The sequence below is a fragment of the Bacteroidia bacterium genome, assembly GCA_026932145.1.
Classification (GTDB): Bacteria; Bacteroidota; Bacteroidia; order J057; family JAIXKT01; genus JAIXKT01.
The window spans coordinates 1-9700 of sequence record JAIXKT010000015.1 but is presented as its reverse complement, the minus strand read 5'-3'; the positions used below and the strand labels follow the sequence as shown (position 1 = coordinate 9700).

At 34.8% G+C, this 9700-nt stretch carries 11 protein-coding genes; 2 read left to right on the top strand and 9 right to left on the bottom strand.

The annotated features are described in order from the left end of the window. Positions 1-207: hypothetical protein (locus LC115_04745; GenBank protein MCZ2355988.1), on the top strand; the 207-nt coding region annotated here is incomplete at its 5' end. On the opposite strand, the gene LC115_04740 is transcribed toward LC115_04745, so the two are convergent. From LC115_04740 to LC115_04730, 3 genes are all read right to left on the bottom strand, one after another. After that, positions 188-1147 (bottom strand): hypothetical protein, encoded by a 960-nt coding sequence (locus LC115_04740; GenBank protein ID MCZ2355987.1) that lies wholly within the window; start codon positions 1145-1147, stop codon positions 188-190. The two genes, LC115_04745 and LC115_04740, sit on opposite strands and share 20 nt — an antisense overlap. A gap of 180 nt (positions 1148-1327) precedes the next feature. After that, on the bottom strand, positions 1328-1654 hold the full coding sequence (locus tag LC115_04735; protein ID MCZ2355986.1) for a hypothetical protein: 327 nt from the start codon (positions 1652-1654) through the stop codon (positions 1328-1330). A 13-nt stretch (positions 1655-1667) separates the two neighbouring features. After that, entirely contained in the window at positions 1668-2897 is a 1230-nt protein-coding gene (locus LC115_04730; GenBank protein MCZ2355985.1) for a hypothetical protein, read from the bottom strand. A gap of 275 nt (positions 2898-3172) precedes the next feature. Between LC115_04730 and LC115_04725 the strand changes: the two genes are divergently transcribed. Further along, entirely contained in the window at positions 3173-4264 is a 1092-nt protein-coding gene (locus tag LC115_04725; GenBank protein ID MCZ2355984.1) for a site-specific integrase, read from the top strand. A gap of 101 nt (positions 4265-4365) precedes the next feature. Here LC115_04725 and LC115_04720 read toward each other — a convergent pair whose 3' ends face one another. From LC115_04720 to LC115_04695, 6 genes are all read right to left on the bottom strand, one after another. After that, on the bottom strand, positions 4366-6369 hold the full coding sequence (locus LC115_04720; protein ID MCZ2355983.1) for a T9SS type A sorting domain-containing protein: 2004 nt from the start codon (positions 6367-6369) through the stop codon (positions 4366-4368). Positions 6370-6374: 5 nt separating this feature from the next. Continuing rightward, on the bottom strand, positions 6375-7253 hold the full coding sequence (locus tag LC115_04715; protein ID MCZ2355982.1) for a T9SS type A sorting domain-containing protein: 879 nt from the start codon (positions 7251-7253) through the stop codon (positions 6375-6377). Further along, positions 7235-7567 carry a DUF952 domain-containing protein gene (locus LC115_04710; protein MCZ2355981.1) on the bottom strand — a complete coding sequence of 111 codons (333 nt, stop codon included), beginning with the start codon at positions 7565-7567 and terminating at the stop codon, positions 7235-7237. The genes LC115_04715 and LC115_04710 overlap by 19 nt, the downstream gene beginning before the upstream one ends. Positions 7568-7863: 296 nt before the next feature. Further along, positions 7864-8397 carry an IS630 family transposase gene (locus tag LC115_04705; protein ID MCZ2355980.1) on the bottom strand — a complete coding sequence of 178 codons (534 nt, stop codon included), beginning with the start codon at positions 8395-8397 and terminating at the stop codon, positions 7864-7866. Between the two features lie 23 nt (positions 8398-8420). Continuing rightward, entirely contained in the window at positions 8421-8933 is a 513-nt protein-coding gene (locus LC115_04700; protein MCZ2355979.1) for a hypothetical protein, read from the bottom strand. Positions 8934-8996: 63 nt separating this feature from the next. Beyond that, positions 8997-9461, bottom strand: coding sequence for a hypothetical protein (locus tag LC115_04695; protein ID MCZ2355978.1), 465 nt, complete (start codon positions 9459-9461; stop codon positions 8997-8999). Positions 9462-9700 lie beyond the last annotated feature (239 nt).

Here is a 9700-nt window from a genome sequence, read left to right as displayed (position 1 = left end):
TTTGGTCGGTCGGTTGATGTCTGCACGGTCGGTCGGTCAGGGTTGCCGGTAACGTCTGACCAGCTTGCCGAAGTGGCGGCTTTTACCGATAAATTTCAATCGAAGAACGAACTTTCAATTTACCGAAAATGTTCAATCGAAGCACTTTACCCGCCATTGCGGCAAACTGGCTGTTACCACCAGTTTTTTATTTCTCCTCAGACCTAATTTTCTCAATTTGCAAAATATTGTTTTGAATATCCTTCATAATCCATTTAGCCCACCAACCAGCATAAAAATTAAAAGTCGTATTCATTTTAAAATGACTGTATAAATGTAAACGATTCAGTCCGCTCGGTAACCTTTCAAGTTCGTAAGTTCCATTTAGAACGTCAAAATAGTCTCCACCAATTACTACGTGTTCGTCTAAAGTTGTTGAGGGAATTTCGTGAGGGTATGCTTTGATATTAAAGACCATTTTTTTATTGTCTTTATATTCCGTTACGGTTTCATGAAAGACAAGACCTTTCGTGAAAATAGCTTCTCTATAGGCACCGACTCCATCGAAATTCAATTCCGCTTTTACAGGTCGTGGAAAACCAAGTATTCTTGTCAAATATCCTTTGTCTTGCGCATGTGGAATCTCTTTTACACGAGTTACATTGTCCCATATTTTTTCTGCTGGTGCATCAATATCAATATAAGTGTATGCTTTATAGGTTCCTGGGATTGTATCTATAAGACTTTCAATAGGTCCAATCAAGAATGGCAAAAACACTAAAATTGAAATGTTTAGTCTATTATTTGCTTTTTTTGTTTTTAAATAACCGCCAATTAGTCCGCCAATTGAAGCTGCTATTAGAAATACTGGCAATATCATAAGCCAACAAGCCCAACCTTCAATTGCAAGAGCAAGTGTTATTATTAAAAAAAGAAATACGGGTATCCAAGGTGCAAAAATTCTATACGCTATACTTTTTGCTTTTTCAGGTGCAGACAAATAAACAGTCAATGCTCCTACAATGGTCGGAAGTAAAAACAAGAAAGTTACTGACATTACAGAAAAGAGGTCGTTCCAAGTGTCAATTCCAAAAAAAAGTCGAAGTATTACAGCATATAATGTCGGAATTCCGATTGCAATTAGTGTGTTTTTTCTCGTATTGTTCATTTTCTCAAAATTGGTGGTAACGGTTGAGGCTATATGCAGTAAGGGATTGCGGGCTACTTTCCTGTCCACCGACACGAAATTTTATGCGGGGCAGAATGCTTGAAATATCACTGAAACCCTTATTGCATATAGCCTTTGTTAGCCGTTCGCCCTTTTTTATTAATAGTCTTTAGATTTCCATTATTCATTTTCAATTCCCAAAAATCGAAGAACTTCACTTTTCATTTCTTTAGAAATATCTAACCCATTTAATAGCGACCTCCAATTTTGAGATGGAACAATAAACCAAGTTGAATGATTACGGGAATGTGGAAATCCTAAGTTTCCCCAAAACCAACGCATACCTAAACTTGGTTCACCGCCCCAATGCAAAGACACAATAGCATACCTCAAACTCTCAGTGTCTTTATAAATTACTTTATAGGGACCTCCTACGCTATCTTTCGGAGAATTAATTTTCAAAATTTCCTCATCACTTTCTAAAACAAAATTTTCACCTGCTTGCATGATATTTAATTAATTAACGATTAACTATTCTTGCCAATTTATCTCCATTGAAATACAGATATGTTATTCCGTTTGTCCAAAAATTAGTGACTTTCCAAGTTTCAGTTGTTGCAGTTTTGTCAACCACATTTGCATATCCTACAATTTCTTTGCATACGGCTTTATTCATACCTATTTCATATTTGCCCGCAATAATTTTTTCTGCCATTGTTGTGCCATATTTACCTATCAAATCCTGTTTGCGTTTAGCTTTTTCTTGCGCTAATCGCTGTTTGTATGCAGCATCTTCATTTTCGCGTTTTCTCTCCTCTGCGGTTATTTTTGCCAATGTATTGTCCAAATCTTTTTTAGTCCAATATAATCTATTATCAACTAAACCATATTCAATTTCTTTTTCTATTCCTTTATCATCGACATTTTGTAAAATCAAGTTTACTTTTACATCATTATTGTAGGTATCATTCGGAGGAATTTTAAGTGCCACATCGCTACATATCCATTTTTCTTTTATAATATTCTTGCTAATATTATTCTTGTTGGGATACTCTGTTAATTCAAAAATATTTAGCCCTATATAATTTTGCTGCATTTTTACAAAACCGCCAACTAAAATAAAACTTTCCATATATGCAGTATAAACGATATCTCCGCTTTGAGTTTCTTTTAAAACAAAGTATGGGGCAATGTCTTTATCTCCATGTGTGATACGAAAATAGTAATCGTTTGTAAGTTTAACATCTCTATGCCATGCAAGGCAACTAAGTTCCTTTAAATGCCCTTTCGATTCGGCATCAGAAAGACTTAATATGTCAATGATAGTATAATATTTATTTGTAACAAATTTATCGTCATTTTGTGGTGAATAAAGACCAATTTTCAAAGGATGCCATAAATAACTATTATATTCAGAAGAATAACTATCATGCATCAATAAACTTGCACTTCCTCTTCTACCACAACCTTTTATGTATAATGAAGGTAGATATAATTGTTGCCCTATATATTTCTTGTAAGCCTCTAAAATTGGATAATATTTCACATACAGGTAAGAACTGTCATAAGGAGCATAAATAATATCTTTGTATTTCAACCATTCAGGTTCTTTTTCTTTAGGTTTATCTTCAGAAATTCTGATTTGTGCTGATAAACTTATTGGCAACAAGAATATTGCCCATAGAAAAATAATTGTACGCATATGTTTTTTCAAAATCACCCTATCTTTGAAATGTTTTTCAGCTTCCATTTTGCTGTCAAATTTAGTGTAGTTTACCATAAACCTCATTAATTTTTTTCCTGCTCTAACGGCTTTACAGGTCTTGCCTCGTTGTCGTCCTTTTGGTGTGCGGTTTCGCACGGGTGGCGGCTAACTCCTAAATATGCGCAATATTAAATCTAAAATATCAAATAAACAAAAAAATATATTTACTTGCCATACATTGCTAATCAGGATATTTAATGCTGTACCTTTGTAGATACATATTTCACGCAGTATATCAGATATTAAAAAAACGCAACTATATGGATATTAAAAAAGCGCAATCCGATTTTGATTTAAGCAGAATAAGTACCTCAACCGGAAAACACAGAGATCAAAATGTAATTTGGCTTAAATTTGAAAAGAACTATAATTTAATTACACAGATAAAGCAGAATCTACCCGCAAGGTGGTCTCAATCTCAAAAATGCTGGTATGTTTTGGATAATAGAACTAACAGATTTAAACTGGGCTTAGAAAATAATGTTGTAGGCTCCGAGGTTATTGATAATATTTCTGATGTCAATAAACCTGAATTTGAAAAATTTCAGAATATACTGACCTTAAAAGGTTATTCTACAAATACCATCAGAACTTATTCTATTGAATTTGCTCAACTCCTACATATTCTTAAAAATGTGTCTGTAAAAAACGTAACTCCCGAAAAGCTGCAAAGCTATTTTCTGTATTGCATAAACGAATTAAAATTGTCCGAAAACTCTATTCACAGCAGAATTAATGCTGTGAAATTTTATTATGAGCAAGTACTTCATCATAATAAAATGTTTTTTGATATTCCTCGCCCTAAAAAACCATTACTGTTACCTAAATCGTTAAACACCCAGGAAATAAAAAAACTGTTTGAAGTAACAGAAAATAGCAAACACAGCTTGATTTTAAAACTGTGCTACGGAATGGGTTTAAGGGTAAGTGAAATTGTAAATTTAAAAATAGAAGATATAGACAGCAATAGAATGATTGTCTTAATAAAAAACGCAAAAGGTAAAAAAGACCGAATAGTAAAACTACCCGAATCTATTTTGCAGGAATTAAGAACTTATTACAAAAACTATCTCCCCAAAAAATACTTATTTGAAGGTCAAAATGATGGGCAATATTCCATACGAAGTGTTCAAAATATTTTTAAAAATGCGATGAAAAAAGCGAATATAAAAAAACAAATAGGCATTCACGGACTTCGCCACAGCTATGCCACACATTTGTTAGAGTTAGGTACAGATATTAGCTTAATTCAAAAACTATTGGGGCATAACGATATAAAAACCACTTTGTTATACACCAAAGTTGCTGATAGTCAGATAGCTAATATCAACAGTCCACTGGATAATTTATAACCTTTTTGGGGTTTTTGTCCCTTATTGGAGTTTCTCTTTTTTACTACGAAATTTACTTGCTTTATTTAAAGTTGAAAAATGAATTTCAATTTGAATATCTTTTAATACACGAGCAATTTTCTGGTAAACTTTCGTTTTTTACCGATATTCAGTTTCACGAAATAAACTCCGGGTGTAATGTCTATGGGAAGTTCTATTTTTAAAGTCGGAGAGTTAAAGTCCCATTTCTGAATAAGTTGGCCCAGCCCATTGATAATTTCTATGTGTGCATTTTCGGCTTCTTCAAAAAAGAGTTGAAAATTGACCGTTTTTTCGGTTGGGTTGGGATACATCCAAAAACGGTCTTCATCCGAAACAAAGTTAATAGGTAAATAACGAACCGTAGTATCCCGTAAGAGCCATAAGTCAGGGTCTAAGCGTAAACTATCCAGCGCAAATGATAACGGAACATGAAAAAGTTGAAAGTTCTCTGATAAATCTAACCTAAGGGTCGTGTCTATATTGCTACCGGAAGAGTTTTTACCATAAATTCGTAATGGTACTGCCATTTCAAAAAATGACACAGAGGGGTGAGTGGTAGTTTGAATCAAACGTACATTTAAGAAATTATCAGCATCTTGTTTATATTCAACAAGATAAGATGGGTATCCTTTTCCATAGAAAAAATCCTGAAAATATTCTGTTAAAGAGCAGTTACAGGCTATTTCAAAATGTTTCTGTAAGTGTTGGGTTTTTGCGTAACTATAAATAAGGTTGGGGTCTTGTATGTAAGTGCGTATTGCGGTAAAAAATGCTTCATCACCAATCAGCCAACGGAGTTGGTGGAGTACAATAGAGGCTTTATGATAGCTAAGTGCTCCTAAGAAAACCCGTAAGTTATTGAGTGTGTCTGAATCTACAAAGACAGACCCTGTTGCGTCTTTGGCAGCTTCACGTAAAACGCCCCATTTTCTTTGGTAAAAATACCGGCCATCGAAAAGTTTTTCAAAACAATAGGTAGTTAGGTAGTGCGCAAAACCTTCATGCAGCCAAACGTCTTGCCATGAAGAAGCAGTTATTTTATCTCCAAACCATTGATGCGCCATTTCATGAGCCATTAGTTCAAACATCCAGCCGGTGATATAGGATAACGTTTGATGCTCCATTCCGCCTCGCCAACCAAATTGGAGATTTCCATACTGCTCTCTGCTGAATGGATATGGCCCAAGTATTTTGGTAAATAGACGAAAAGCATCGTGTTGGTCTCCCATAGTGGTAACGCTATAAATAGAATCTTGCGGAAACGCAAAATTTTGAATCCGTAAAGAATCCTGCGTTCCCTCATCAAAAAAGTGCATATTGACCTCAGAATAATTGCTAACGGCAATAGCAATAAGATACATATCCACTGGATAGCGATGTTTCCAATGGGTAACTAACATTGTATCATCTAATTGAATAATGGATTGTCTAACCCCAATAGCTGCTGCCTTAGTACCAACGGGATGATAAAGGTAGATGTCGGTAGAATCTATTTTGTCGTTTAAGGTTAGCTTAGAAGGCCACCAGTCTCGGCTTCCGTAGGGTTCTGAGAGCGTCCATGTGCATCTTCCTTGGCTATGGGGAGCGGAGAGAAAAGAACCAAAGCCAGTGGGTTCCGGATGCCCGCCATACCAAATACTAACAGAATCCGTATGCTCACGCAAAACATAGTTAGGAAGTTCAATGAATAATATATTGTCTTTATGGGAAAAATGTAGTAACTTATTATGGTACTGAACTTGATATACTTTTAAGTAATTACTTAATTCAAAGGTAATTATGCTAAATGAATCTACATTAGGGACAAAATATGCCGTAACTTTTCCGGATATATATGCTGTATCTGGGGTTACTTTCCACCAAGCTTTTAGGCCGGTAAAGTTATAGTCTTGTCCGGCAGCTATTAAGGTGCGCTGTAAAGAAACGGACTGCTTTTGTGCAAACTGATTTTCGGGGCGTTTGCAGAAAAATCCACCACTTTCGAGGCCATCAAAGTAGTTTTCCGGTAGTAATTTTTCTTGTGCAAAAGACTGGAAAAAAACACTTAGAAGAAATATTATTCTAACAAAGTAGCCGACCTTCATCTAACTTATTCTAAAACAATGCGTGCAGTAGATCCGGAATCTCCTTCTTTTTCTGTTATTTGAAGCCAGTAAATACCACGTGGTAGCCCGCTTAAATCAACTTGCTTTTCAGTTCCGGAAAACGCTAAGGTATTAACAATAACACCGGTACTGTTCAGCACTTTTAGGGTATAATCCCCCTGCTCTTGTAATACAATATTAACAACACCTGTTGTGGGGTTCGGAAATATTTTTTCTACTAACTGATTATCAGCATCATTTTGATTTTTATCTGTTTGTGTTTCTTGTAATAAGGTATCAGGGGTTTCATAGATTTCCGGATGTTGGGGAAGTTGCTGTAATAGCTGGAATGTATTAGCAGCCTCATCTAAAATATTGTTAAATATTTTATGAACTGCTCTCCGGTGAGGTTTTAAGCGATAGGGATAGTTTTCTTTATCTGGAAACATCCTTTTGGGGATTTTTTGGTTGTCAATAAGTTTATCTATTTGAAACATAGCTTGTAAGCCTGCAAAGCCTCGTAGTTGGTTTTTGGATTGGTTGATTTCTATCGCGTCATAATAGTACGTTTTGTCTTTTTGCTCCGTAGATAAGTAATAGCGTTTTCTAAATCGGCTTGCCCAGCCCGTAAAAAGGGTTTCCGCATTTTCGGTGATCGTACTGACTTGCGTCTTGGAATCAAAAAACATTTTCCATGTTACGGTATCGCCGCTTGGGTTAATGAGCCGTAAGGAATCTCCCAAAGTTTCCACCAAAGAGATTGGATGTTTGGGAAACTTTTGGGTAAAGCTACTTTTAGGAGTATCTTGCTCACAAGAAGTTAGTATTCCTAAAAAAAATAAAACAGCAATCTTGGTTGCTTGTGTTAATCTTTTGTAATCCATACAAATTCTCCGTATTCATTTTTTTCAATTAAATCTATGCTTTCGATTGCTTCGGCAGGGATTGAGCCATAAACTCTGGGGAAAAGTTTATCAGAAAGTCCATTTTCCCATTTTACAGGAACAGTTAGGCGTTTTTCTACAATTGAAAGTACAATCATTTTAGGTGAACTATCATAATGAAGTTTCGCAACTGAGAGAACTTCCTCTTTTGGTGAACAATGTATAAAACCCTCAGTTTTTAGTGATGGATTTTTGTAAACTCCTATTTCTAAGGCTCTAAGTAAAAGCTCTTCCGTTGTTAAATGATAAATCACATACAAATATACATAATACTTCGCTAACAATTTCAGGCTACAATTTTGCCGTAGCCGAGGGGTAACCTTATTTTTCTTTTATTTTTGTAAATTGTATAAACGATCACTACATTTACTTTTCTCTTTAAAGATTTACAATAAGCAATATATCTGAATATTAACTCTTTACAATCATCACCTTCAGCTATCAATTATCCCAAGAAAAAGATAAAAGATGGAAACAATGAATTATAGCCTTGATTTACTTATTGGCACATTCATTTGTGAAATCACCGATATAATACGATAATGATATTTTAATTAGACCAAAATGTATCTATATTCATATATTTGAATGTGCATATAGACATTACCATTTGAGGGCTTAGGTTCTTTATTGCTTGGTCAAAGAATGTGCTGATTTGTTCTAAATTTTCGAAATGTTTATTGGTAAACTTTCTTTTGATATGTTGCCATATCTTTTCAGCAGGGTTTAACTCTGGGCTGTAAGGAGGTAGAAATAATAGGAAGATATTTTTTGGAATGATTAGTTTTTTTGCCTTGTGGAATGCACCATTATCCAAAACCATTATTTTGTATTCTTCAGGCTCTTGCAATGAAAACTCATCAATGAAAATTTGAAAAGTTTCTCCATTGCAACTAGGCATCTCCAGTTGGAATTGCGTACCACTTACAGGAGAAAATGCTCCAAAAAGATAAGTGTATTGAAAAACTTGTTGGAAAGTACACACCGGTTGAATGCCCTTGGCCGTAAGACCTCTACCATACTTGGTATGTAATCCAAAACGGCTTTCGTCTTGAAAATAGAGATTAACAGATTGAAAATCTATTGAAAATGAAAGGATTATATTGGTTATTTTATTAATAAAGTTTTTTTAAAATCCTCAACAGCTAGTTCATTTTTTTTGACATGGCTTTTGCGAGCTACTTTTACCTTTGTCCCAAAATGCTTTGTGGCATATTTAAGCACTGTGTTGTATTTAATATCCTTGTTAAACTCATTGGCTATCCATTCCTTGAGTTCAATATACCCTGCCAGTCCATTTTTAGGGTCATGCAGTTTCTCTTCCATTTTTTTATGCTCTTCCTTGGTGAACACTGATGGCTTTCCTGCTTTCCCTTTCCTACCATTATGTAGCAAGGTGTCCATACCTCCTTTTTTGTAGGCAGTGCGCCAATTGTGGATGCTTTGACTGCTGGCACCAATGGTATCCATCAACTCACGTTTAGAAATACCTTTACTGCCCGCCTCTTTCATCGCTACCAACATTTTGATGCGAGGTTGCATCATTAAAGACGATGATTTTAATGATTTTCTCAACTCAGTCAAACTTTCTGATACAGGAATATATAATGCAAATGACATAATGATTTATATTAAAAACCAAAAATAAAATAAAAAATCCAATATGCAAAATATTGGTCTTGTTTATTTTTCACTATCGTATAAGCTACAGGCTACAAAAAACAAAAAAGGCGTTTCTGATAACGGTAAAAAGCTATTCCGAAATAATATAGTACAAAATACTAAACTGGCACATACCCAAAAAGCACTTCTGGCAGAAAACCCTTGCTTTACAAAAAAATATACCGGAAATATAATCGCTACTGAAAATATTATGGTAACCAGCATCGGACAATAGACCGCATTGTTCCACAGCATTAACGGAGTTCCAAGCAAATAATAATGAATGGGCCCCCAAATACCCTTTACAATAAGATGTGGATTAGCTGCCCACTCTGCGGCAGAAAAAATCCTACTCACTGCATCGCTATCTGTAATCTGAACAAACGGTAATGCAAAAACCTTCAAAACAAATACAATGAACCCTAAGTAAATCAATTGTTTTAAAAAGTTATCTCGAGAAATAGCCCCCAATATTTGATTCCACATAAAAAAATACCTAAATATATTCTCCTAAAAATATATTTCTATTTGATACACAAAGCTATACAAAATAATTGACTTGGTGTATGCAAAAGATAGAGCTGCTATTAACGCAAAACTTTCCGAAGAATTTTAAATTCTCGGAAAGTTTTGGTCTTATTTTCAGCAAGGGAAACTTTCAGAATATTAATTACTGATGTTACGCAATATTAAGTAGTATTTTTAAGACTTGGTGTTAATAAATG

Bases quoted from the DNA above. Each gene is read 5' to 3' on its own strand.
- LC115_04740 (MCZ2355987.1), bottom strand. From the start codon at position 1,147: ATGAACAATACGAGAAAAAACACACTAATTGCAATCGGAATTCCGACA.
- LC115_04735 (MCZ2355986.1), bottom strand. From the start codon at position 1,654: ATGCAAGCAGGTGAAAATTTTGTTTTAGAAAGTGATGAGGAAATTTTG.
- LC115_04730 (MCZ2355985.1), bottom strand. From the start codon at position 2,897: ATGGAAGCTGAAAAACATTTCAAAGATAGGGTGATTTTGAAAAAACAT.
- LC115_04725 (MCZ2355984.1), top strand. From the start codon at position 3,173: ATGGATATTAAAAAAGCGCAATCCGATTTTGATTTAAGCAGAATAAGT.
- LC115_04720 (MCZ2355983.1), bottom strand. From the start codon at position 6,369: ATGAAGGTCGGCTACTTTGTTAGAATAATATTTCTTCTAAGTGTTTTT.
- LC115_04715 (MCZ2355982.1), bottom strand. From the start codon at position 7,253: ATGGATTACAAAAGATTAACACAAGCAACCAAGATTGCTGTTTTATTT.
- LC115_04700 (MCZ2355979.1), bottom strand. From the start codon at position 8,933: ATGTCATTTGCATTATATATTCCTGTATCAGAAAGTTTGACTGAGTTG.
- LC115_04695 (MCZ2355978.1), bottom strand. From the start codon at position 9,461: ATGTGGAATCAAATATTGGGGGCTATTTCTCGAGATAACTTTTTAAAA.